This is a genomic window from Citrobacter sp. CK206 (assembly GCF_030333125.1).
Classification (GTDB): Bacteria; Pseudomonadota; Gammaproteobacteria; order Enterobacterales; family Enterobacteriaceae; genus Citrobacter_B; species Citrobacter_B koseri.
The window spans coordinates 357,914-383,048 of record NZ_JAOWGM010000026.1 but is presented as its reverse complement, the minus strand read 5'-3'; the positions used below and the strand labels follow the sequence as shown (position 1 = coordinate 383,048).

Genomic DNA, 25,135 nt, shown 5'->3' with positions numbered 1-25,135 from the left:
GGTTGTTATGTCGATTACACTTAGCGACAGTGCTGCAGCGCGAGTAAATACCTTTCTGGCAAACCGTGGTAAAGGGTTTGGCCTGCGCCTGGGGGTGAGAACTTCCGGCTGTTCAGGTATGGCTTATGTACTGGAATTTGTTGATGAACCGGCGGCAGAAGACACCGTGTTTGAAGACAAAGGCGTAAAAGTCGTGATCGACGGTAAGAGCCTGCAATTTCTGGACGGTACGCAGTTAGACTTCGTAAAAGAAGGTCTGAACGAAGGGTTTAAATTTACCAACCCGAACGTAAAAGACGAGTGTGGTTGCGGCGAAAGCTTCAACGTGTAACGTGCTTACCGATAACCCCACCGTGGTCACCTGCGCGTGGGGTTTGTTTTACCTGACTCCCTGAAACATCAGAGAGTCGATGCCCTGAGAATGTTATGGACTACTTCACCCTCTTTGGCTTGCCAGCCCGCTATCAACTCGATACCCAGGCGCTGAGCCTCCGTTTTCAGGATCTTCAACGTCAGTATCATCCTGATAAATTCGCCAGCGGTACGCAGGCTGAGCAACTCGCCGCCGTACAACACTCCGCGACCATTAATCAGGCCTGGCAAACGCTGCGTCACCCTTTGACGCGCGCCGAATATTTACTGTCACTACACGGCTTTGATCTGGCCAGCGAGCAGCATACGGTGCGCGATACTGCGTTTTTGATGGAACAGCTGGAACTGCGTGAAGAGCTTGATGAAATAGAACAGGCAAAGGACGAAGCGCGACTGGAAAGTTTCATCAAGCGCGTGAAAACAATGTTTGATGCCCGCCATCAGCTGATGGTGGAACAGTTGGACAACGAGACGTGGGACGTGGCGGCGGACACCGTGCGTAAACTGCGTTTTCTCGATAAACTGCGAAGCAGCGCCGAACAACTCGAAGAAAAGCTGCTCGATTTTTAATTCCCGGAAGCGAATATGGCCTTATTACAAATTAGTGAGCCTGGTCTGAGCGCTGCGCCGCACCAGCGTCGTCTGGCGGCAGGCATCGATTTAGGTACTACCAACTCATTGGTTGCGACCGTTCGCAGCGGCCAGGCAGAAACGCTGGCCGATCACGACGGTCGCCATCTGTTGCCGTCAGTCGTTCACTATCAGCAGCAGGGCCACACGGTCGGTTACGCGGCGCGCGCGAACGCGGCGCAGGACACGGCTAACACCATCAGCTCGGTAAAACGCATGATGGGCCGCTCGCTGGCGGATATTCAGACGCGCTATCCCCATCTGCCGTATCAGTTCCAGGCTAGTGAAAATGGTCTGCCGATGATTGAAACGGCGGCAGGTCTGCTCAACCCGGTACGTATTTCTGCCGATATCCTGAAAGCGCTGGCGGCGCGGGCGACGGAAGCGTTGTCGGGCGAGCTGGATGGCGTGGTTATTACCGTGCCTGCTTACTTTGACGATGCACAGCGCCAGGGAACGAAAGACGCGGCGCGTCTGGCGGGGCTGCACGTCTTGCGTCTGCTCAATGAACCTACGGCGGCGGCGATCGCCTACGGTCTGGACTCCGGCAAAGAAGGCGTTATCGCGGTTTACGACCTCGGCGGCGGCACCTTCGATATCTCTATTTTGCGCCTGAGTCGCGGCGTGTTTGAAGTGCTGGCGACCGGCGGTGATTCCGCGCTCGGCGGCGACGACTTCGACCATCTGCTGGCCGATTATATCCGTGAGCAGGCGGGCATTGCCGATCGCAGCGATAACCGTGTCCAGCGTGAACTGCTGGATGCCGCCATCGCGGCAAAAATCGCGCTGAGCGATGCCGATTCCGTTAGCGTCAATGTGGCGGGCTGGCAGGGTGACATCACCCGTGAACAGTTTAATGACCTTATTGCCGCTTTAGTTAAACGTACTCTGATGGCCTGTCGCCGCGCATTGAAAGATGCGGGCGTTGAGGCGCAGGAGGTGCTGGAAGTGGTGATGGTCGGCGGCTCCACCCGTGTGCCGCTGGTGCGCGAACGCGTGGGCGAATTTTTTGGTCGTCCGCCGCTGACGGCAATCGACCCGGATAAGGTCGTCGCCATTGGCGCGGCGATTCAGGCGGATATCCTCGTCGGCAACAAGCCGGACAGCGAAATGCTGCTGCTGGACGTGATTCCGCTGTCGCTGGGGCTGGAAACCATGGGTGGCCTGGTGGAGAAAGTGATCCCGCGTAACACCACCATTCCGGTGGCGCGCGCGCAGGACTTCACCACTTTTAAAGATGGTCAGACCGCGATGTCGATCCATGTCATGCAGGGCGAGCGCGAGCTGGTGCAGGATTGCCGTTCGCTGGCGCGCTTCGCGCTGCGCGGGCTCCCGGCGATGCCAGCGGGCGGGGCGCATATCCGCGTCACCTTCCAGGTGGATGCCGATGGCCTGCTGAGCGTCACCGCGATGGAGAAATCCACCGGCGTTGAGGCGTCTATCCAGGTCAAACCGTCTTACGGTCTGACGGACAGCGAAATCGCCACCATGATTCAGGATTCAATGAGCTTTGCCGAGCAGGATGTAAAAGCCCGTATGCTGGCAGAGCAAAAAGTGGAAGCGGCGCGCGTGCTGGAAAGCCTGACCGGCGCGCTCGCTGCTGATGCCGCGCTGCTAAGCGCCGCAGAACGTCAGGTCATTGATGATGCCGCCGCGCACTTGAGCGAGGTTGCGCAGAGCGATGATGTTGACGCGATAGAACAAGCCATTAAAAACGTAGACAAACAAACCCAGGAATTCGCCGCTCGTCGCATGGACAAATCTGTTCGTCGCGCGCTGCAAGGCCATTCCGTGGACGAGGTTTAATATGCCAAAGATTGTTATTCTGCCTCATCAGGATCTCTGTCCCGATGGCGCAGTTCTGGAAGCTGAGACCGGCGAAACCATTCTTGACGTTGCCCTGCGTAACGGTATCGAGATTGAACACGCCTGTGAAAAATCCTGTGCCTGCACGACCTGCCACTGCATCGTGCGTGAAGGTTTCGATTCCCTGCCGGAAAGCACGGAAGACGAAGACGATATGCTGGATAAAGCCTGGGGTCTGGAGCCGGAGAGCCGTTTAGGCTGTCAGGCGCGCGTCACCGATGAAGATTTGGTGGTCGAAATCCCACGTTACACAATCAACCATGCACGCGAGCATTAACAGAGGGTAGTATGGGACTGAAGTGGACTGATAGCCGCGAAATCGGCGAGGCGCTGTACGACGCGTTCCCCGATCTCGATCCTAAGACCGTTCGTTTCACCGACCTGCATCAATGGATTTGCGATCTTGAGGATTTTGATGATGACCCGCAGGCATCAAATGAAAAGATCCTTGAGGCTATCCTGCTGGTCTGGCTGGACGAAGCTGAATAAATAAACGGGCTGCCCACGGGTGGCCCGTTTTCCTGTATGCGCGAAGAAGGAAAAGAACAATGACTGAAGCGATGAAAATTACGCTCTCCACCCAACCGGCTGACGCTCGCTGGGGAGACAAAGCCACATACAGCATCAATAATGACGGCATTACCCTGCACCTGAACGGTAAAGATGATTCCGGTTTAATCCAGCGCGCGGCGCGTAAAATCGACGGCCTGGGCATTAAACACGTACAACTGACCGGCGCTGGCTGGGATGTGGAGCGTAGCTGGGCATTCTGGCAGGGTTACAAAGGGCCGAAAGGCAGCCGCAAGGTCGAGTGGCCAGATCTTGACGATGAGAAGCAGAAGGAACTGGACAACCGTCTGGCGATCATTGACTGGGTGCGCGACACCATTAACGCGCCGGCGGAAGAGCTGGGGCCGGAACAGCTGGCGCAGCGTGCCGTTGATCTGCTGTGCAGCGTCGCGTGCGATCACGTCTCTTACCGCATTACCAAAGGCGAAGATCTGCGCGAGCAAAACTACATGGGGCTGCATACCGTTGGCCGGGGTTCCGATCGCGCGCCGGTGCTGCTGGCGCTGGATTACAACCCAACCGGCGATAAAGACGCGCCGGTTTACGCCTGTCTGGTGGGCAAAGGCATTACCTTTGACTCCGGCGGTTACAGCATCAAGCAAAGCGCATTTATGGACTCGATGAAGTCCGATATGGGCGGTGCGGCAACGGTAACGGGCGCGCTGGCATTTGCGATTACCCGTGGTCTGAACAAACGCGTGAAGCTGTACCTGTGCTGCGCGGATAACCTGATCAGCGGCAACGCGTTTAAACTGGGCGATATTATTCATTATCGCAACGGTAAGAACGTGGAAGTGATGAACACTGACGCGGAAGGGCGCCTGGTGCTGGCGGATGGCCTGATCGACGCCAGCGCGCAAAAACCAGAGCTGATCATCGATGCGGCGACGCTGACCGGCGCCGCGAAAACCGCGCTGGGTAACGACTACCACGCGTTGTTCAGTTTTGATGACGCGCTGGCGGGGCGTCTGTTGGCGAGTGCGGCAGAAGAAAACGAACCGTTCTGGCGTCTGCCGCTGGCGGAGTTCCACCGCAATCAGTTGCCTTCTAACTTTGCGGAACTGAACAATACCGGTAGCGCGGCGTATCCTGCCGGGGCGAGCACCGCAGCGGGCTTCCTGTCGCACTTTGTCGAAAACTACCAGCAGGGCTGGCTGCACATTGACTGCTCTGCAACCTACCGTAAAGCGCCGGTTGAGCAGTGGTCGGCAGGGGCGACCGGTTTGGGTGTGCGCACCATCGCTAACCTGTTAACAGCATAATTATGTAGGCCGGATAAGCGTTAGCGCTATCCGGCAAGATAACGGCGGGGGCGCTTCGCTTACCCGCCCTACACGCATCTCTATTGTGATCCTTATGTCCGAAACAAAAAACGAATTAGAAACCCTGCTGGAGAAGGCGGCGACTGAACCCGCGCATCGTCCGGCATTTTTCCGTACCTTACTGGAGTCCACCGTCTGGGTGCCAGGCACAGCGGCTGAAGGCGAAGCGATTGTTGACGATAGCGCGCTGGATTTGCAGCACTGGGAAAAAGAAGACGGCACGACGGTCATCCCGTTTTTTACCTCTCTGGAAGCCTTGCAGCAGGCGGTAGAAGACGAGCAGGCATTCGTGGTGATGCCGGTGCGCACGTTATTTGAAATGACGCTCGGCGAAACGCTCTTCCTGAACGCAAAACTGCCTACCGGTAAAGAGTTTATGCCGCGTGAGATCAGCCATCTGATCGGCGAAGAGGGCAATCCGCTGAGTACACAGGAAGTGCTGGAAGGCGGTGAATCGCTGATTCTGTCTGAGGTGGCGGAACCACCTGCGCAGATGATCGACTCCCTGACCACGCTGTTTAAAACCATCAAACTGGTTAAGCGCGCCTTTCTTTGCACTATTAAAGAGAGCAATGACGCTCAGCCGAATCTGTTGATTGGCATCGAAGCGGATGGCGACATCGAAGAGATCATTCATGCGGCGGGCAGCGTGGCGACTGATACCTTGCCCGGCGATGAACCGATTGATATCTGTCAGGTGAAAAAAGGTGAGCAGGGCATCAGCCACTTTATTACCGAGCACATCGCGCCGTTCTACGAGCGCCGCTGGGGCGGGTTCCTGCGCGATTTTAAACAGAATCGGATTATCTGATCCCGGTAGCCGGATGGCGTTCACGTCATCCGGGACAACCCGCACTGTAGGCCGGATAAGCGCAAGCGCCATCCGGCACATTACAAAACGTTAGGCCGGTTCTACCGGTAAATCATTACGCGCGCCCCATTCGCTCCATGCGCCGTCATACAGCGCGACATTGGGCACATCCAGCGTGGCGAGCGCCAGCACCACGACCGCCGCAGTGACACCTGAACCGCAGCTGGCGATAATCGGTCTGTCAAAACTGACGCCGTGACTGAAGAAAATGACGTCCAGTTCATCGGTCGTTTTTAATTCCCCTTCACGCACCAGCTCTGTCCAGGGCACGTTCAACGCGCCGGGAATATGGCCACGCTTCAGACCCGGACGCGGTTCATCGGCTTCGGCATTAAACCGTGGCGCCGGGCGGGCATCAACGATTTGCGCGGTTCTTTCATGGCTCGCCAGAAGTACATCGGTCAGACGCACAACCTTCTCCGCCGTGAATTTAACGTCAAATTCCCCTTCCGGGAGTTCCACTTCGCCTTCCTGAAGCGGCAGCTCATCGCGCTGCCAGCCCGCCAGACCACCGGCAAGAATTGAGACGTTTTCTACGCCAAACGTTCGCAGCATCCACCACGCGCGCGGGGCGGAAAACAGGTTGCCTTCATCGTAGACCACCAGATGTCTGTCCTGGTGTACGCCCAGTTCACGCATCGCCACGGCGAAGGCTTCCGGGCGCGGCATCATGTGCGGCAGCGGCGAGGTGTGATCGGAGAGCGCTTCAATATCGAAAAAGAGTGCTCCGGGGATGTGGCCTGAACGATATTCACCCGCAACATCCCTGTCTTCCTGTCCGGGAGGCGCCATGCGGGCGTCGATAATTTGAATTTGCGGATCGTCGATATGCTCTGCCAGCCAGTCGGCGGCGACAAACCAGGAGGTGGACATAGGCGTCTCCATCTTTTGCCATAATAATGCCAAATTGTCGGACGTTTACCGCAAAGGGACAAGTAAAAGAGGCTGATTTGGCTGGTGAAACCACATTTCTGATGAAAAAATCAGAACTTATATAACGAATACTGGCTTTCACAACGGGAAATCTCACGCATAATAGTTACTCTACGTTGCTAACGGGCCACTGTGGCCAGGGATGAAAGAATGAAACACATACGCGTAGCCGCTTGCATGCTTATGCTGGCGTTGGCGGGGTGCGATAACAACGATAACGCGCCAACGGCGGTGAAAAATGATGAGACGCCCGCCGCGCAATCCGCTCCGACGAAAGATCCGGCACAACTGCAAAAGCTGGCGCAACAGAGCGAAGGTAAAGAACTGACGCTGCTGGACGCCTCCGAAGTCCAGTTGGACGGCGCGGCGACGCTGGTGCTGACGTTCTCCATTCCGTTAGATCCTGAACAAGATTTTGCCCGCACCGTACATGTGGTCGATAAAAAAAGCGGCAAGGTTGATGGCGCCTGGGAGCTGTCGCCGAATCTGAAAGAGCTGCGCTTGCGCCACCTGGAACCCAACCGCGATCTGGTGGTGTCCGTTGAACGTGATTTAACGGCGCTGAATAAAACCGCCTTTGGCCGCGCGTATGAAAAAACCATTACCACGCGGGACGTTCAGCCGAGCGTCGGCTTTGCCAGCCGTGGCTCGCTGCTGCCGGGAAAAGTGGTGGAAGGCTTGCCGGTCATGGCGCTGAACGTGAACGAGGTGGATGTAAACTTCTTTCGCGTGAAGCCTGAGTCGCTGGCGGCATTCGTCAGTCAGTGGGAATACCGTAATGCTCTTTCGAACTGGGAATCTGACAACCTGCTCAAAATGGCGGATCTGGTCTATACCGGGCGTTTTGATCTCAATCCTGCGCGTAATACGCGTGAAAAACGCCTGCTGCCGCTGAGTGACATTAAGCCCCTGCAACAGGCGGGCGTGTACATTGCGGTAATGAATCAGGCCGGACATTACAACTACAGTAATCCTGCCACGCTCTTTACCCTCAGCGACATTGGCGTTTCCGCCCACCGTTATCACAATCGCCTTGATATCTTTACGCAGAGTCTGGAAAACGGCGCGGCGCAGCAGGGGGTTGAGGTTGCTCTGCTTGATGAGAAAGGTCAGACGCTGGCGCAAGCCGCCAGCGATGCGCAGGGGCATGTACAGCTGGAAAATAGTCAGCAGGCGGCGCTGTTGCTGGCGCGAAAAGACGGACAAACCACGCTGCTGGATCTGAAACTGCCCGCGCTGGATCTGGCGGAGTTCGCGATTGCGGGCGCGCCGGGCTACAGCAAGCAGTTCTTTATGTTCGGCCCGCGCGATCTGTATCGTCCTGGGGAAACGGTGATCCTCAACGGACTGCTGCGCGACAGCGACGGTAAAACCTTGCCCGATCAGCCCGTCAAACTGGAAGTGGTAAAGCCGGACGGTCAGGTACTGCGCACCGTTGTCAGCCAGCCTGAAAACGGGTTATACCGCTTTACGTATCCGCTGGATAGCGGTGCACCAACCGGCATGTGGCACATCCGCGCGAACACGGGCGATAACCAGCCCCGGATGTGGGATTTCCATGTCGAAGATTTTATGCCGGAGCGAATGGCGCTTAATCTCAGCGCGCAGAAAACGCCGTTAGCCCCGTCGGAAGAGGTGACGTTCTCCGTTGTTGGTTACTACCTGTACGGAGCGCCTGCCAATGGCAACACGTTACAGGGGCAACTCTTCCTGCGCCCGCAGCGTGAAGCGGTACAGGCGCTGCCGGGCTTCCAGTTTGGCGATATTGCGGAAGAAAACCTTTCCCGCAGCCTGGACGAAGTCCAGCTTACGCTGGATGAAAATGGCCGTGGCGACGTCTCCGCCAACAGCCAGTGGCAGGAAGCGCATTCGCCGTTACAGGTGATCCTACAGGCAAGCCTGCTGGAATCAGGCGGTCGCCCGGTCACTCGCCGTGCGGAACAGGCTATCTGGCCTGCCGATACCTTGCCGGGTATTCGTCCGCAATTCGCCTCTAAAGCGGTGTATGACTATCGCACTGACGCCACGGTTAACCAACCCATCGTGGATGAGGGCGGTAACGCCGCCTTTGATATTGTCTACGCCGATGCGCAAGGCAATAAAAAAGCCGCTTCGGGTTTGCAGGTTCGTTTGATCCGTGAACGGCGCGATTATTACTGGAACTGGTCGGAAAGCGAAGGCTGGCAGTCGCAGTTTGATCAAAAAGATCTGGTTGAAGGGGAGCAGACGCTGGATCTCAGCGCCGATGAAACGGGCAAGGTGAGCTTCCCGGTTGACTGGGGATCGTATCGTCTCGAAGTGAAAGCCCCGAATGATGCGATCAGCAGCGTGCGCTTCTGGGCAGGTTACAGCTGGCAGGATAACAGCGACGGCAGCGGCGCGGCGCGCCCAGATCGCGTCACCCTGAAGCTGGATAAACCCACCTATCGTCCTGGGGACACCATCAAACTGCATGTCGCCGCGCCGGTGGCGGGTAAAGGCTACGCGATGGTGGAATCAAGCGACGGCCCGCTCTGGTGGCAGGAAATAGATGTACCTGCCGAGGGTCTCGACCTGTCGATTCCCGTCGATAAAGCCTGGAATCGACACGATCTCTACCTGAGCGCGCTGGTTGTGCGTCCGGGCGATAAGTCGCGTTCAGCGACGCCGAAACGCGCGGTTGGGCTGCTGCACCTGCCGTTGGGGGATGAAAATCGTCGTCTGGATCTGACGCTGGAAAGCCCGGCTAAAATACGTCCAAACCAGCCGCTGACGGTGAACGTCAAAGCCAGCGCTAAACATGGCGAAACGCCAAAACAGATCAACGTACTGCTCTCTGCGGTGGACAGCGGAGTGTTGAATATCACCGATTACGTTACGCCAGATCCGTGGCAGGCATTCTTCGGGCAAAAACGCTATGGCGCGGATATTTATGATATCTACGGTCAGGTGATTGAAGGGCAGGGACGTCTGGCGACGCTGCGTTTTGGCGGCGACGGCGATGAACTCAAACGCGGCGGCAAACCGCCGGTCAACCATGTCAACATCGTGGCGCAGCAGGCGCTGCCGGTCACGCTCAATGAGCAGGGCGAAGGTTCCGTTACGTTGCCGATTGGTGATTTTAACGGCGAGTTACGCGTTATGGCCCAGGCATGGACGGCAGAGGACTTCGGCAGCAGTGAAAGCAAGGTGATTGTTGCCGCTCCGGTGATTGCGGAACTGAATCAGCCGCGCTTTATGGCGGGCGGCGATACTTCGCGCCTGACGCTGGATGTCACTAACCTGACAGACAAACCGCAGATGTTGACGATTGAACTCGCCGCCAGTGGGTTACTGGAACTGGTGAGTCAGCAACCTGCTCCGGTAAACCTGGCGCCGGGCGTGCGTACGACCTTGTTTATCCCGGTACGCGCAAAAGAAGGGTTTGGCGAGGGAGAATTGCAGGCCATGCTGACCGGCCTGAACCTACCTGGCGAGACGCTTCCCGCTCAACATAAGCAGTGGAAAATTGGCGTCCGTCCGGCCTGGCCTGCGCAGACGGTAAATAGCGGAACGGTGCTTCAGGCGGGGGAAACCTGGCATGCGCCCGCCCAAAACCTGGAGAACTTCTCGCCGGTAACGTTGCAGGGGCAGTTGCTGCTTAGCGGCAAACCGCCGCTGAACCTGGCGCGCTATATTCGGGAGCTGAAGGCTTATCCGTATGGTTGTCTGGAGCAAACCGCCAGCGGCCTGTTCCCGTCGCTCTATACCAACGCGGCGCAACTGAAGGCGTTGGGGATCGCGGGCGATACCGATGAAAAACGCCGTGCGGCAGTCGACACGGGGATCTCCCGGATGCTGCAAATGCAGCGTGATAACGGCGGTTTTGCCCTGTGGGATAACAACGGGCCGGAAGAATACTGGCTTACCGCATACGCGATGGATTTCCTCGTGCGCGCTGGCGAGCAAGGGTACAGCGTTCCGGCCGATGCGATTAACCGGGGAAATGAACGCCTGCTGCGCTATTTGCAGGACCCGGGCATGATGTCGGTGCGCTATAGCGACGATACCCAGGCCAGCAAATTTGCCGTTCAGGCGTATGCGGGACTGGTGCTGGCGCGTCAGCAAAAAGCGCCGCTTGGCGCGCTGCGTGAAATCTGGGAACGCCGGAGTCAGGCCGCGTCGGGCTTGCCGCTTCTGCAACTGGGCATTGCGCTGAAAAATATGGGCGATGCCAGCCGCAGTGAACAGGCGCTGACGCTGGCGCTGAACACGCCGCGCCGTGACGCGCAGCAATGGATGGCGGATTACGGTAGCCCGTTGCGTGATAACGCGCTCATGCTGTCGCTGCTGGAAGAAAATAAACTGCAACCCGAGGCGCAAAATACGCTGCTGACGACGCTTTCTGAACAGGCATTTGGTCAGCGCTGGCTTTCGACGCAGGAGAGTAATGCGCTGTTCCTTGCTGCGCGCACGCTACAGGATCTGCCGGGGACATGGCAGGCGCAGACTTCGCTCGCTGACCAGCCGTTGACGGGCGATAAAGCGCAAACGCGTAATCTGGATGCCGATCGGCTTTCCGCGTTGCAGGTGACCAACAGCGGCGACCAACCGCTGTGGCTGCGTCTGGACAGCAGCGGATACCCGCAAACGGCGCCCGTACCTGCCAGCAATGTGTTGCACATCGAGCGCCAGATTCTGGGAACCGATGGTCAGAGTAAATCGCTCAGTTCCCTGCGCAGCGGTGAACTGGTGCTGGTCTGGCTCGAAGTGAAAGCGAGTCAAAATGTGCCAGACGCGCTGGTGGTCGACCTGCTGCCTGCCGGTCTGGAGCTGGAAAACCAGAACCTGGCAAACAGCAGCGCCAGCCTGCAAGACAGCGGCAGTGAAGTGCAAAACCTGTTAAATCAGATGCAGCAGGCGGATATTCAGCATATGGAATTCCGTGACGATCGCTTTGTCGCGGCGGTGGCGGTTAACCAGGGGCAGCCGGTGACGCTGGTGTATCTGGCGCGCGCGGTGACGCCGGGAACCTATCAGGTTCCTGTCCCGCAGGTGGAGTCAATGTATGTTCCACAGTGGCGGGCGACGGGATCAACCGAGGGGCTTTTGATTGTCACGCCATAAATGATCGTCCTGCGCAGTCTACGCGGTGGCTGGCGCTGGCTGGCCATCGCTCCATTTCTGATGATTCTGACAGTCTGGGCGGCGGACAAAATCTGGCCGCTGCCGCTGCATGAGGTCAATCCGGCACGGGTGGTGGTGGCGCATGACGGCACACCGCTGTGGCGCTTTGCCGATGCGGAGGGGATCTGGCGCTATCCCGTGACGATTGAAGACGTTTCTCCCCGCTATCTTGACGCGTTAATTAATTATGAGGATCGCTGGTTCTGGCAGCATCCGGGCGTGAATCCGTTTTCGGTACTGCGTGCCGCCTGGCAGGATCTGTCGTCAGGACGCGTGATTTCCGGCGGCAGTACGTTGACCATGCAGGTGGCGCGACTGCTGGACCCGCATCCGCGAACCTTTGGCGGTAAATTTCGCCAGCTCTGGCGCGCGCTCCAGCTGGAGTGGCACCTGTCCAAGCGTGATATTCTGACGCTGTATCTGAACCGTGCGCCGTTTGGCGGAACGTTGCAGGGCATCGGCGCCGCCAGTTGGGCTTATCTGGGTAAACCACCGGCGCAACTGAGCTATTCGGAAGCGGCGTTGCTGGCGGTTTTACCGCAGGCGCCGAGCCGCTTGCGTCCCGATCGCTGGCCGGAACGCGCGCAAGCGGCGCGCAATAAAGTGCTGGAGCGGATGGCGGCGCAGGGCGTATGGTCGGCCCGGCATGTTCAGGAGGCCCGCGAAGAACCCGTCTGGCTGGCGCCCCGACAAATGCCGCAACTGGCGCCGCTGTTCTCACGCATGATGCTGGGCAAAAGCAACGGTGACAAAATCGTCACCACGCTGGATGCCGGGTTGCAGCGTCAGCTTGAAGAGCTGGCGCAAAACTGGAAGGGACGGCTTCCGGCGCGCAGTTCGCTGGCGATGATCGTTGTCGATCATACCGATATGAGCGTGCGTGGTTGGGTTGGATCGGTGGATATGAATGATGACAGTCGTTTTGGTCATGTGGATATGGTCACTGCGATCCGATCGCCGGGATCGGTGCTTAAACCCTTTGTCTATGGGCTGGCGCTGGATGACGGGTTGATCCATCCCGCCTCGCTGTTACAGGATGTGCCGCGCCGTACCGGCGATTATCGTCCGGGAAACTTTGACAGCGGGTTTCATGGCCCCGTCAGCATGAGCGAAGCGCTGGTGCGTTCGTTAAATTTGCCTGCGGTACAGGTGCTGGAAGCATATGGCCCAAAACGTTTTGCGGCAAAACTGCGTAACGTTGGCCTGCCGCTGTATCTGCCTGCGGGCGCGGCCCCTAATCTTTCCCTGATTCTGGGCGGCGCGGGCGCAAGGCTGGACGAGATGGTGGCGGCATACAGTGCGTTCGCCCGTCATGGCAAGGCGGCAACATTGCGCTTGCAGCCCGGGGATTCGTTGCAGGAGCGTCCGCTGATGTCGCCGGGTGCGGCGTGGATCATCCGGCGGGTGATGGCCGATGAAGCGCAGCCGTTACCGGATAGCGCCCTGCCGCGCGTAGTGCCGCTCGCCTGGAAAACCGGCACCAGCTATGGCTATCGCGACGCATGGGCGATAGGTGTTAGCTCCCGCTACGTGACTGGCATCTGGACGGGCAGGCCCGACGGCACACCCGTTGCCGGACAGTTTGGTTTTGCCAGCGCGGTGCCGCTGCTTAATCAGGTGAATAATATGCTGATGGCGCGCGCCGCGACGCAGCCTGAAGATCCGCGTCCGGCGTCGGTGAGCCGGGGCGTTATCTGCTGGCCGGGCGGACAGGCGCTTTCGGCGGGAGACAATAACTGCCGCCGTCGACTGGCGACCTGGCTGCTGGAGAACAGCCAACCGCCGACGCTGCTGTTACCTGAACAGGAAGGGATTAGCGGCATTCGTTTTCCTGTCTGGCTGGATAATGACGGAAAACGCGTCGCCGCCGATTGCGCCCAGGCGCGGGAGCAGACGTTGATTGTCTGGCCGTTGCCGCTGGAGCCCTGGTTGCCCGCTGCTGAACGCCGCGCTGCGCGACTGCCGACGGCTTCGACGACCTGCCCGCCGCTGGGGCAGGATGCGCCTTTACCTCTACAGTTAACGGGCGTGCGTGATGGCGCGATAGTGAAACGGTTACCCGGCGCTTCCGGGGTGGATTTATCGATTCAGAGCAGTGGTGGCGCGGGGGCGCGCTGGTGGTTCCTCAATGGTGAGCCGTTGGGAGAACGCGAGCGGAATATTACGTTACATCTTGCCGAAAAAGGCGAGTATCAATTACTGGTTATGGATGCTGCTGGACAGATTTCTGCGCTGCGATTTACTCTGCAATAGACCTGATAGCAACAGTTTGTTGCTAATACTCATCTTATTTTAAAAAAATGTTACCTTCATCCATAGGCAATAACCCGGATGCTCTTTATAATCCGCGCCAGGTCGTACAAGCATATATACAACAGCAGAACACATTACAGAGGTAATCATGGCGATTGAACGTACTTTTTCCATCATCAAACCAAATGCGGTGGCAAAAAACGTTATTGGCAACATCTTTGCGCGCTTTGAAGCAGCAGGGTTCAAAATTGTCGGTACGAAAATGCTGCACCTGACCGTTGAGCAGGCGCGCGGTTTCTATGCCGAGCACGATGGTAAGCCGTTCTTCGACGGTCTGGTCGAGTTCATGACCTCTGGCCCGATCGTGGTTTCCGTACTGGAAAGCGAAAATGCCGTGCAGCGTCACCGCGACCTGCTGGGTGCAACCAACCCGGCTAACGCGCTGGCGGGCACCCTGCGTGCCGACTACGCGGACAGCTTCACCGAAAACGGCACCCACGGTTCAGATTCTCTGGAATCCGCTCAGCGTGAAATCGCCTATTTCTTTGGTGAAGGCGAAGTGTGCCCGCGCACTCGTTAATAAATCAGTGATGTAGTATGTAGGCCGGATAAGACGCATCTGCGTCGCCATCAGGCAGTCGCGCAATGCCGGATGGCGCTGATGCTTATCCGGCCTACGACTTATCAGGTCTACGACGCTGCTCTGCCTTTACACATTATTTTCGCTAATGTCCCGCGCAGGCGTGGCATCCTTGCGATAGAATTTGTACAATGCAGCGCCCCAGGACGAGCACCGCTCACTGGGGCGCTTCTTTTTTCAACCCTCCAGGGGCCATAACGTGTAATAACGAGGCCGGAATAGAATATGTCTGAACAAATTGTCACGTCTGAAATCATCACCCCGGTTGTTCCTGATAAAAATGGAAAAATTAACCTGCTGGATCTGAACCGTCAGCAGATGCGGGAGTTTTTTAAAGAATTAGGTGAAAAACCCTTCCGCGCCGATCAGGTGATGAAGTGGATGTACCACTATTGCAGCGATAACTTTGATGAGATGACCGACATCAACAAAGTGTTACGTGGCAAACTGAAAGAGGTGGCGGAAATCCGCGCGCCAGAGGTGGTGGAAGAACAGCGTTCTTCAGATGGCACCATCAAATGGGCGATTGCCGTTGGCGATCAGCGCGTGGAAACGGTCTACATCCCGGAAGACGATCGCGCCACGCTGTGCGTCTCTTCGCAGGTTGGTTGCGCGCTGGAGTGTAAATTCTGCTCAACTGCGCAGCAGGGCTTTAACCGTAACCTGCGCGTCTCTGAAATTATCGGCCAAGTGTGGCGTGCGGCGAAAATCGTCGGCGCGGCGAAAGTCACCGGGCAACGTCCGATCACCAACGTGGTGATGATGGGCATGGGTGAACCGCTGCTGAACCTGACCAACGTCGTACCGGCGATGGAAATCATGCTGGATGATTTTGGTTTCGGTCTGTCTAAACGCCGCGTCACGCTGTCGACGTCAGGCGTTGTTCCGGCTCTGGATAAACTGGGCGACATGATTGACGTTGCGCTGGCGATCTCTTTGCATGCGCCGAACGATGAAATTCGCGATGAAATTGTACCGATCAACAGAAAGTACAACATCGAAACGTTCCTCGACGCGGTTCGCCGTTATTTGCAGAAATCCAATGCGAATCAGGGACGCGTCACAATTGAATACGTCATGCTGGACCACATTAACGATGGAACGGAACATGCGCATCAGCTGGCGGAACTGCTGAAAGATACGCCGTGTAAGATTAACCTGATTCCGTGGAACCCGTTCCCGGGCGCGCCGTATGGCCGGAGTTCCAACAGCCGCATCGATCGTTTTTCTAAGGTGTTGATGAGCTATGGTTTCACGACCATTGTGCGTAAAACACGCGGCGATGATATCGATGCCGCTTGTGGTCAGCTTGCCGGGGATGTGATTGACCGTACCAAACGTACTCTGCGTAAGCGTATGCAAGGTGAGGCTATCGACATTAAGGCGGTCTGATACGGCTTGCGCCATTGTGTGTTTTGTGTACAGTGGCGCAATGTTGGTTGAATGATGCCTCAAGTTGTACTTATCTGGTCAATATTAACGGTGCGTTTTTGTCAACTTTAGGGCAGTATGTAGCGGTGCAACAATAGTTTAGCCTTAAGGATTAAGCTGTTTTGTCATAAGTAGCCTGACAGTCTTATACTGTCCAACTAAGGTTAACTGACCAGATGTTTCGCGGTGCGGGTGGGCATTGTGTCTCACCGGCGCCTGAACCCCAATTTACGTACCAGCAGCTGTAGCGAATGAATACTGAAGCCACGCACGACCAAAATGAAGCACAATCCACCGGCGTTCGTCTGCGCAATGCCCGTGAACAACTCGGACTCAGCCAGCAGGCGGTTGCAGAGCGACTTTGCCTGAAGGTTTCCACGGTACGCGATATTGAAGAAGATAAGGCCCCGGCCGATCTCGCTTCAACGTTTTTGCGCGGGTATATCCGCTCTTATGCGCGTCTGGTGCACATCCCTGAAGAAGAACTGCTGCCCGGTCTGGAAAAACAGGCGCCGGTTCGTCCTTCCAAAGTCGCGCCGATGCAGAGCTTCTCTTTAGGTAAGCGTCGTAAAAAGCGCGATGGCTGGTTGATGACGTTCACCTGGCTGGTGCTGTTTGTGGTGGTTGGCCTGACGGGGGCCTGGTGGTGGCAAAACCATAAGGCGCAGCAGGAAGAACTCACCACGATGGTCGATCAATCCTCTGCTGAACTGAATGCCGGCGGCGATAGCGCCCAGAGCGTACCGCTGGACACCAGCGAAGCCGCAAGCCAGGATTCAACGCCAGCGCCAACTGCGCCTGTTGACTCTACGGCGACAAACGCCGTGCCGCAGACGCCGGATGCGTCCGCGACGACCACGGCGCCTGCCGCAGACGCTCAGCAGAATGCGGTCGTTGCGCCTTCTCAGGCGAATGTGGATACCGCAACCACGGCGCCTGCCGCGACGGGTGATACGGCGTCATTGCCGACCGATCAGGCGGGCGTGGCTACGTCAGCGGTCGATCAGAACGCGCTGGTGATGAACTTTACCGCCGATTGCTGGCTGGAAGTCACCGATGCGACAGGGAAAAAACTGTTTAGCGGAATGCAGCGTAAAGATGGCAATTTAAACCTAACCGGTCAGGCGCCTTATAAGCTTAAAATTGGCGCCCCGGCTGCGGTACAGATCCAGTATCAAGGAAAACCTGTCGATCTGAGCCGTTTTATCAGAACTAACCAGGTTGCGCGTCTGACCCTTAATGCCGAACAATCGCCGGCGCAGTAACAGACGGGCAACGCGGGAGATTTTTCATGCATAACCAGGCTCCAATTCAACGTAGAAAATCGAAACGTATTTACGTTGGGAATGTGCCGATTGGCGATGGCGCCCCCATCGCCGTACAGTCAATGACCAATACGCGCACGACGGATGTGGAAGCGACGGTCAATCAAATTAAAGCGCTGGAACGTGTTGGCGCGGATATCGTCCGCGTCTCCGTGCCGACAATGGATGCCGCAGAGGCGTTTAAGCTGATCAAGCAGCAGGTTAATGTCCCGCTGGTTGCTGATATCCACTTTGACTATCGCATTGCGCTGAAAGTGGCGGAATATGGCGTGGATTGCCTGCGAATCAACCCAGGAAACATCGGTAACGAAGAGCGTATTCGTACCGTTGTCGACTGCGCCCGCGATAAAAATATCCCTATCCGTATCGGCGTAAACGCCGGATCGCTGGAAAAAGATCTACAGGAAAAATACGGTGAGCCGACGCCGCAGGCGCTGCTGGAATCGGCGATGCGCCATGTGGATCATCTCGATCGCCTGAACTTCGATCAGTTTAAAGTCAGCGTGAAAGCCTCGGATGTTTTCCTCGCGGTAGAATCCTATCGTCTGTTGGCGAAACAGATCGAACAACCGTTGCATCTTGGGATCACCGAAGCGGGCGGCGCGCGCAGCGGCGCGGTGAAATCGGCGATCGGCCTCGGTTTACTGCTGTCGGAAGGCATTGGCGATACGCTGCGCGTCTCTCTGGCGGCCGATCCGGTAGAAGAAATTAAAGTGGGCTTCGATATTCTGAAATCGCTGCGCATTCGTGCGCGTGGGATCAACTTTATCGCTTGCCCAACCTGTTCCCGTCAGGAGTTCGACGTCATCGGCACGGTCAACGCGCTGGAACAACGCCTTGAAGACATCATCACGCCAATGGACGTTTCCATCATCGGCTGTGTGGTGAACGGGCCGGGCGAAGCGCTGGTTTCGACGCTGGGCGTAACGGGCGGCAACAAAAAAAGCGGCCTGTATGAAGACGGCGTGCGTAAAGACAGACTCGACAACGATGATATGATTACGCAGCTTGAAGCCCGTATCCGCGCGAAGGCCAGCATTATGGACGAAGCGCGTCGAATCGACGTGCAGCAGGTTGAAAAATAATAACGCGATGGGAAGCGGCGCGCTTCCCGTGTATGATTGAACCCGCATGGCTCCCGTATCGTTTGGGAAGCGCTGAGGGTTCATTTTTATATTCAGAAAGAGAATAAACGTGGCAAAAAACATTCAAGCCATTCGCGGCATGAACGATTATCTGCCTGGCGAAACCGCCATCTGGCAGCGCATTGAAGGCACACTCAAAAACGTGCTCGGCAGCTACGGTTACAGTGAAATCCGTTTGCCGATTGTAGAGCAGACCCCGTTATTCAAACGCGCTATCGGTGAAGTCACTGACGTGGTTGAAAAAGAGATGTACACCTTTGAGGATCGTAATGGCGACAGCCTGACGTTGCGTCCTGAAGGGACGGCGGGTTGCGTACGCGCCGGTATCGAACATGGTCTCCTGTACAATCAGGAACAGCGCTTGTGGTATATCGGGCCGATGTTCCGCCACGAGCGTCCGCAGAAAGGGCGTTATCGTCAGTTCCATCAGTTGGGTGTCGAATCCTTCGGTCTGCAAGGGCCGGATATTGATGCGGAGCTGATTCTGCTGACCGCGCGCTGGTGGCGTGCGTTGGGTATTGCTGAACATGTGAATCTGGAGCTGAACTCCATCGGTTCGCTTGACGCGCGCGCCAACTATCGTGATGCGCTGGTGGCATACCTTGAACAGCATAAAGAGAAGCTGGACGAAGACTGTAAACGCCGCATGTACACCAACCCGCTGCGCGTGCTGGATTCCAAGAACCCGGACGTTCAGGCGCTGCTCAACGATGCGCCTGCTCTGGGCGACTATCTGGATGACGACTCCCGCGAGCACTTTGCCGGTCTGTGCAAACTGCTGGAAGCGGCGGGTATCGCTTACACCGTCAACCAGCGTCTGGTTCGCGGTCTCGATTACTACAACCGCACCGTATTTGAATGGGTAACCAACAGTCTGGGTTCTCAGGGCACAGTGTGCGCCGGCGGTCGTTATGACGGTCTGGTGGAGCAACTTGGCGGTCGCGCAACCCCGGCGGTGGGCTTTGCGATGGGTCTGGAACGACTTGTTTTGTTAGTTCAGGCAGTTAATCTGGAATTTAATGCCGATCCTGTTGTCGATATATACCTGGTAGCCTCAGGCGCGGATACGCAGTCTGCGGCGATGACACTGGCGGAGCGCCTGCGTGATGAAAATCCGGGTGTGAAACTGATGACTAACCACGGCGGCGGCAACTTTAAGAAACAGTTTGCCCGTGCCGATAAATGGGGCGCCCGCGTTGCACTGGTGCTGGGTGAGTCCGAAGTGGCTGACGGCACCGTTGTAGTGAAGGATTTGCGCTCTGGTGAGCAAACGGCAGTCGCACAGGATAGTGTGACCGCACATTTGCGCACGTTATTGGGTTAAGGAGAAGGACAGCGTGGAAATTTACGAGAACGAAAACGACCAGGTTGATGCGATCAAACGCTTCTTTGCTGAAAATGGCAAAGCGCTGGCTGTTGGGGTGATTTTAGGGGTTGGCGCGCTGCTCGGTTGGCGCTACTGGACCAGTCATCAGACGGAGTCCGCACGCTCTGCTTCTCTGGCATATCAAAATGCGGTGACCGCGGTGAGCGCGGGCAAACCGGATAGCATCTCCGCTGCGGAGAAATTCGCCACGGAGAATAAAAATACCTACGGCGCGTTAGCTTCTATGGAACTGGCGCAGCAGTTTGTTGATCAAAATGAACTTGAGAAAGCCGCAGCCCAGCTACAGCAAGGACTGGCGGCCACCAGCGATGAGAACCTCAAAGCGGTGATTAATCTGCGTCTTGCCCGCGTTCAGGTGCAGCTCAAGCAGGCCGATACCGCGCTGAAAACGCTCGATACCGTAAAAGGTGAAGGATGGGCTGCGATTGTCGCCGATCTGCGTGGCGAAGCGTTGCTGAGCAAAGGCGATAAACAAGGCGCGCGCAGCGCATGGGAAGCAGGCGTGAAAAGCGATGCCAGCCCGGCGCTGAGTGAAATGATGCAGATGAAAATCAATAATTTGTCCATCTGAGAGGGACCCGATGCAATTGCGTAAATTACTTCTGCCAGGACTGCTTTCTGTTACGTTATTGAGCGGTTGTTCACTGTTTAGTGGCGAAGAAGATGTTGTCAAAATGTCCCCGTTGCCGACGGTGGAAAACCAGTTTACGCCGTCTACCGCATGGAGTACGTCTGTAGGTAGCGGTATCGGCGAGTTCTATTCCAACCTGCACCCGGCGTATGCCGATAACGTGGTCTACGCGGCTGACCGTAAAGGCATCGTAAAAGCGGTAAACGCGGATGACGGGAAAGAAGTCTGGTCCGTGAACCTGGCGGAGAAAGACGGCTGGTTCTCCAGAGCGCCTGCGTTGTTGTCTGGCGGCGTAACGGTCTCCGGCGGCCATGTCTATGTTGGCAGCGAAAAAGCGCAGGTTTATGCGTTGAACGCGGCTGACGGTACGACGGCATGGCAGACGAAAGTCGCCGGTGAAGCGTTATCTCGCCCGGTTGTCAGCGATGGCCTGGTGCTTATTCATACCAGCAACGGTCAGTTGCAGGCGCTGAATGAGGCGGACGGCGCGATCAAATGGACCGTGAACCTCGATATGCCGTCGCTTTCGCTGCGCGGTGAGTCCGCTCCGGCTACTGCGTATGGCGCCGCCATTGTGGGTGGTGATAACGGTCGCGTCAGCGCCGTGCTGATGCAGCAGGGCCAGATGATTTGGCAACAGCGTATTTCCCAGGCGACCGGTTCGACTGAAATCGACCGTCTGAGCGATGTCGATACCACGCCGGTTATCGTCAATGGCGTCGTTTACGCGCTGGCTTATAATGGTAACCTGACGGCGCTGGATCTGCGCAGTGGTCAGATTATGTGGAAACGTGAACTGGGCTCGGTGAATGATTTCATCGTTGACGGCGATCGTATCTACCTGGTGGATCAGAACGACCGTATTCTGGCATTGACCACCGACGGCGGTGTGACGCTGTGGACGCAAAGCGATCTGCTGCACCGCCTGCTGACATCGCCTGCGCTGTATAATGGCAATCTGGTGGTAGGCGATAGCGAAGGTTATATGCACTGGATTAACGTTGAGGATGGTCGTTTTGTGGCTCAGCAAAAAGTGGATAGCTCCGGCTTCCTGACCGAACCGGTCTCTGCCGATGGCAAACTGCTGATCCAGGCGAAAGACGGTACGCTGTACTCTATTACGCGTTAATCGTCACGGCCGCACGCTTTGAAAAACGGCTCCTGGTGCAGGGGCCGTTTTACTGTTTTTAACAACGGCGCAAAAATCGCGCGCGTTGTTTGATGATTTTTTAAATGAGGCTTTAAACATGGTACCTGTGGTCGCGCTTGTCGGGCGCCCTAACGTCGGAAAATCCACGTTATTTAACCGTCTAACTCGCACCCGAGATGCGCTGGTTGCGGATTTCCCGGGTCTGACTCGTGACCGTAAGTACGGTCGTGCGGAGATTGAAGGCCGCGAGTTTATCTGTATTGATACCGGCGGTATTGATGGCACCGAAGACGGTGTGGAAACCCGCATGGCGGAACAGTCGCTGCTGGCGATTGAAGAGGCTGATGTTGTGCTGTTCATGGTGGATGCGCGTGCTGGCCTGATGCCAGCGGATGAAGCGATCGCCAAACATCTGCGCTCCCGCGAAAAACCCACGTTCCTTGTGGCAAACAAAACTGACGGGCTCGATCCCGATCAGGCGGTTGTCGACTTCTATGCGCTGGGTTTAGGTGAAATTCACCCGATTGCGGCTTCTCACGGTCGTGGCGTGCTCAGCCTGCTGGAGCATGTTCTGCTGCCGTGGATGGACGACGTCGCCCCGCAGGAAGAGGTGGATGAAGACGCCGAATACTGGGCGAAACTGGCAGCGGAAGAGAACGGGGAAGAGGAGCCGGAAGATGACTTCAACCCTCAGGATCTGCCAATCAAACTGGCGATTGTCGGTCGTCCGAACGTAGGTAAGTCCACACTGACTAACCGTATTCTGGGTGAAGACCGCGTAGTGGTCTATGACATGCCGGGAACGACGCGCGACAGTATCTATATTCCGATGGAACGCGACGAGCGTGAATACGTGCTGATTGATACCGCAGGCGTACGTAAGCGTGGGAAAGTCACCGATGCGGTAGAAAAATTCTCCGTCATTAAAACGTTGCAGGCGATTGAAGATGCCAACGTGGTGATGCTGGTTATTGATGCGCGCGAAGGGATTTCCGATCAGGATCTGTCGCTGCTGGGCTTTATCCTTAATAGTGGGCGCTCACTTGTCATCGTCGTGAACAAATGGGACGGCCTGACCCAGGAAGTGAAAGAGCAGGTGAAAGAGACGCTGGACTTCCGTCTGGGCTTTATCGACTTTGCGCGCGTACACTTTATTTCTGCGCTGCATGGTAGTGGCGTGGGCAACCTGTTTGAGTCCGTACGTGAAGCGTATGACAGTTCAACCCGTCGCGTCAGCACCGCCATGCTGACCCGCATCATGACTATGGCGGTTGAAGATCACCAGCCGCCGCTGGTTCGCGGTCGCCGCGTGAAGCTGAAATATGCCCACGCCGGGGGATATAACCCGCCAATCGTGGTGATTCACGGCAACCAGGTGAAAGACCTGCCGGACTCTTACAAGCGCTATCTGATGAACTACTTCCGCAAATCGCTGGACGTGATGGGAACGCCTATCCGTATTCAGTTTAAAGAAGGGGAAAACCCGTATGCGAATAAGCGCAATACGCTGACCCCGACCCAGATGCGTAAGCGTAAACGTCTGATTAAGCACATTAAGAAAAGCAAATAATCGTCGCTGACGTTGATAAAACCCGCGCCTGTCGCGGGTTTTTTTGTTTTGCTCCAGCCGATGGTTTCCCTGTGTGATGTCAATGACTATTCGTTTTCTTCCAACTTTAAATCTAAGAAAGTAGACAATTGTCGAATTTTCATCTTAAAGTCCAGGGGTTGGTACTAGACAAAACTGGCTCCAGGTTATCAAATGGTTAAATAACCCTTCGCCGCATGTAAAAAAATCGGCCAGATACGTAACTGGTCGGCGTGCATTGCGGTGTTTATAAGCACAACGACATACCTTTTCGGGAGAATTATGCAATCCTCTGTTAATCAAAAAGAAAGCCGAACGTTCTTCGGCCATCCTTATCCGCTCGGTTCGCTGTTCTTCACCGAGATGTGGGAACGTTTCTCGTTTTACGGCATCCGTCCGTTACTGATCCTGTTTATGGCTGCGACCGTCTATGACGGGGGCATGGGACTGGCGCGTGAAAACGCCTCCGCGATTGTCGGTATCTTTGCCGGTACGATGTATCTCGCGGCGTTGCCTGGCGGCTGGCTGGCGGATAACTGGCTCGGCCAGCAGAAAGCGGTCTGGTACGGCTCGATTCTGATTGCGCTCGGCCACCTGTCGATTGCGCTCTCTGCCGTGATGGGCGACAACCTGTTCTTTATCGGCCTGATGTTTATCGTGCTCGGTTCTGGCCTGTTCAAGACCTGTATCTCGGTCATGGTGGGGACGCTGTATAAAAAAGGCGATGCGCGTCGTGACGGCGGTTTCTCGCTGTTCTATATGGGCATCAATATGGGGTCGTTCATTGCGCCGCTGATCTCCGGCTGGCTGATTAAAAGCCACGGCTGGCACTGGGGCTTTGGTATCGGCGGCATCGGGATGCTGGTGGCGTTGATCATCTTCCGCGTGTTTGCCGTTCCGGCAATGAAACGCTACGACAGCGAAGTGGGGCTGGACTCTACCTGGAACAGCCCGGTAGTGAAGAGAAACGGCGTGGGCGCATGGCTGCTGGCGCTGGCAGTAGGCGTGGTGGTTATCGTTGCGCTGATCGCTCAGGGCGTGATTGTGATTAACCCGGTCGCGGTAGCCAGCATGCTGGTGTACGTGATTGCGGCGTCTGTTGCGCTCTACTTTATCTACCTGTTTGTTTTTGCGGGCCTGAACCGTAAAGAGCGCGCACGACTGCTGGTCTGCTTTATCCTGCTGGTTTCAGCCGCATTCTTCTGGTCTGCGTTTGAGCAAAAGCCGACCTCATTCAACCTGTTCGCCAACGACTACACTAACCGCATGATCGGCGATTTTGAGATTCCAGCCGTATGGTTCCAGTCGATCAACGCCCTGTTTATCATCCTGCTGGCGCCGGTGTTCAGCTGGGCATGGCCAAAGCTGGCGAGCATGAACATTCGCCCGAGCAGCATCACCAAGTTTGTTATCGGTATTCTGTGTGCGGCGGCGGGCTTTGGCCTGATGATGCTGGCGGCGCAGAACGTACTGAATAACGGCGGGGCGGGCGTATCGCCGTTCTGGCTGGTAGGCAGCATTCTGATGCTGACGCTGGGCGAGCTGTGCCTGAGCCCGATTGGTCTGGCGACCATGACGCTGCTGGCGCCGGAAAGAATGCGCGGTCAGATGATGGGGCTGTGGTTCTGTGCGAGCGCGCTGGGTAACCTGGCTGCGGGCCTGATTGGCGGCCATGTGAAGGCCGATCAGCTCGATATGCTGCCGGACCTCTTCGCGCGTTGCTCCGTCGCCCTGCTGATTTGCGCTGCGGTGCTGATCGTGCTTATTGTTCCGGTTCGTCGTATGCTGGAAAATACACAGACTAAAAATGAGCAGAAGCCGGTCACTAACGCCTGATGCAACATTCGACCTGGCCGGGGCGTGAGTGACGCCCTGG

19 protein-coding genes are annotated in these 25,135 nt (G+C 56.5%); 18 read left to right on the top strand and 1 reads right to left on the bottom strand.

Annotation, left to right across the window (positions count from 1 at the left end):
- Nucleotides 1-7 precede the first annotated feature (7 nt).
- The 7 genes from iscA (at nt 8) to sseB (ending at nt 5,571) form a co-directional block, all read left to right on the top strand.
- Entirely contained in the window at nt 8-331 is a 324-nt protein-coding gene (iscA, locus tag OGX81_RS11870) for an iron-sulfur cluster assembly protein IscA (RefSeq protein WP_004104506.1), read from the top strand.
- 95 nt (nt 332-426) lie between these two features.
- Complete coding sequence (gene hscB, locus OGX81_RS11865; protein ID WP_104868341.1) at nt 427-942, top strand: co-chaperone HscB; 516 nt, start codon at nt 427-429, stop codon at nt 940-942.
- Between the two features lie 15 nt (nt 943-957).
- Nucleotides 958-2,808, top strand: a complete 1,851-nt coding sequence (hscA, locus tag OGX81_RS11860) for a Fe-S protein assembly chaperone HscA (protein WP_071258070.1) — start codon at nt 958-960, stop codon at nt 2,806-2,808.
- Between the two features lies 1 nt (nt 2,809).
- Nucleotides 2,810-3,145 carry an ISC system 2Fe-2S type ferredoxin gene (fdx, locus tag OGX81_RS11855; RefSeq protein WP_012131251.1) on the top strand — a complete coding sequence of 112 codons (336 nt, stop codon included), beginning with the start codon at nt 2,810-2,812 and terminating at the stop codon, nt 3,143-3,145.
- An 11-nt stretch (nt 3,146-3,156) separates the two neighbouring features.
- The gene (gene iscX / locus OGX81_RS11850) at nt 3,157-3,357 is read left to right on the top strand and encodes a Fe-S cluster assembly protein IscX (protein WP_012131252.1); all 201 of its coding nucleotides are present in this window, start codon (nt 3,157-3,159) and stop codon (nt 3,355-3,357) included.
- A gap of 59 nt (nt 3,358-3,416) precedes the next feature.
- Nucleotides 3,417-4,700, top strand: a complete 1,284-nt coding sequence (gene pepB / locus OGX81_RS11845) for an aminopeptidase PepB (protein ID WP_049010618.1) — start codon at nt 3,417-3,419, stop codon at nt 4,698-4,700.
- 94 nt (nt 4,701-4,794) lie between these two features.
- Complete coding sequence (gene sseB / locus OGX81_RS11840) at nt 4,795-5,571, top strand: enhanced serine sensitivity protein SseB (RefSeq protein ID WP_012131255.1); 777 nt, start codon at nt 4,795-4,797, stop codon at nt 5,569-5,571.
- 90 nt (nt 5,572-5,661) lie between these two features.
- Here the strand turns inward: sseB and sseA are convergent, their stop codons facing one another.
- Nucleotides 5,662-6,504: a 3-mercaptopyruvate sulfurtransferase gene (gene sseA, locus OGX81_RS11835; protein WP_024130118.1), complete on the bottom strand. Its 843-nt coding sequence runs from the start codon at nt 6,502-6,504 to the stop codon at nt 5,662-5,664.
- A 210-nt stretch (nt 6,505-6,714) separates the two neighbouring features.
- Here sseA and OGX81_RS11830 point away from each other — a divergent pair, with 210 nt between their 5' ends.
- From OGX81_RS11830 to OGX81_RS11780, 11 genes are all read left to right on the top strand, one after another.
- Nucleotides 6,715-11,649: an alpha-2-macroglobulin family protein gene (locus OGX81_RS11830; RefSeq protein ID WP_104868343.1), complete on the top strand. Its 4,935-nt coding sequence runs from the start codon at nt 6,715-6,717 to the stop codon at nt 11,647-11,649.
- Nucleotides 11,650-13,962, top strand: a complete 2,313-nt coding sequence (gene pbpC, locus OGX81_RS11825; RefSeq protein ID WP_110123748.1) for a peptidoglycan glycosyltransferase PbpC — start codon at nt 11,650-11,652, stop codon at nt 13,960-13,962.
- Between the two features lie 148 nt (nt 13,963-14,110).
- Nucleotides 14,111-14,542, top strand: coding sequence for a nucleoside-diphosphate kinase (gene ndk, locus OGX81_RS11820; RefSeq protein WP_012131261.1), 432 nt, complete (start codon nt 14,111-14,113; stop codon nt 14,540-14,542).
- 285 nt (nt 14,543-14,827) lie between these two features.
- A complete protein-coding gene (gene rlmN, locus OGX81_RS11815) occupies nt 14,828-15,994 on the top strand; it encodes a dual-specificity RNA methyltransferase RlmN (RefSeq protein WP_012131263.1) in 1,167 nt (388 codons plus the stop codon).
- 290 nt (nt 15,995-16,284) lie between these two features.
- The gene (gene rodZ, locus OGX81_RS11810) at nt 16,285-17,298 is read left to right on the top strand and encodes a cytoskeleton protein RodZ (protein WP_012131264.1); all 1,014 of its coding nucleotides are present in this window, start codon (nt 16,285-16,287) and stop codon (nt 17,296-17,298) included.
- A 26-nt stretch (nt 17,299-17,324) separates the two neighbouring features.
- Nucleotides 17,325-18,443, top strand: coding sequence for a flavodoxin-dependent (E)-4-hydroxy-3-methylbut-2-enyl-diphosphate synthase (gene ispG, locus OGX81_RS11805; RefSeq protein ID WP_012131265.1), 1,119 nt, complete (start codon nt 17,325-17,327; stop codon nt 18,441-18,443).
- Nucleotides 18,444-18,552: 109 nt separating this feature from the next.
- Nucleotides 18,553-19,827, top strand: a complete 1,275-nt coding sequence (hisS, locus tag OGX81_RS11800) for a histidine--tRNA ligase (protein WP_104868345.1) — start codon at nt 18,553-18,555, stop codon at nt 19,825-19,827.
- A 13-nt stretch (nt 19,828-19,840) separates the two neighbouring features.
- Nucleotides 19,841-20,461 (top strand): YfgM family protein, encoded by a 621-nt coding sequence (locus OGX81_RS11795; RefSeq protein WP_012131267.1) that lies wholly within the window; start codon nt 19,841-19,843, stop codon nt 20,459-20,461.
- A gap of 10 nt (nt 20,462-20,471) precedes the next feature.
- Nucleotides 20,472-21,650 (top strand): outer membrane protein assembly factor BamB, encoded by a 1,179-nt coding sequence (bamB, locus tag OGX81_RS11790; RefSeq protein ID WP_104868346.1) that lies wholly within the window; start codon nt 20,472-20,474, stop codon nt 21,648-21,650.
- 118 nt (nt 21,651-21,768) lie between these two features.
- Nucleotides 21,769-23,241 (top strand): ribosome biogenesis GTPase Der, encoded by a 1,473-nt coding sequence (gene der / locus OGX81_RS11785; RefSeq protein ID WP_047462015.1) that lies wholly within the window; start codon nt 21,769-21,771, stop codon nt 23,239-23,241.
- Nucleotides 23,242-23,541: 300 nt separating this feature from the next.
- The gene (locus OGX81_RS11780) at nt 23,542-25,095 is read left to right on the top strand and encodes a peptide MFS transporter (protein WP_012131270.1); all 1,554 of its coding nucleotides are present in this window, start codon (nt 23,542-23,544) and stop codon (nt 25,093-25,095) included.
- Nucleotides 25,096-25,135: the final 40 nt, after the last annotated feature.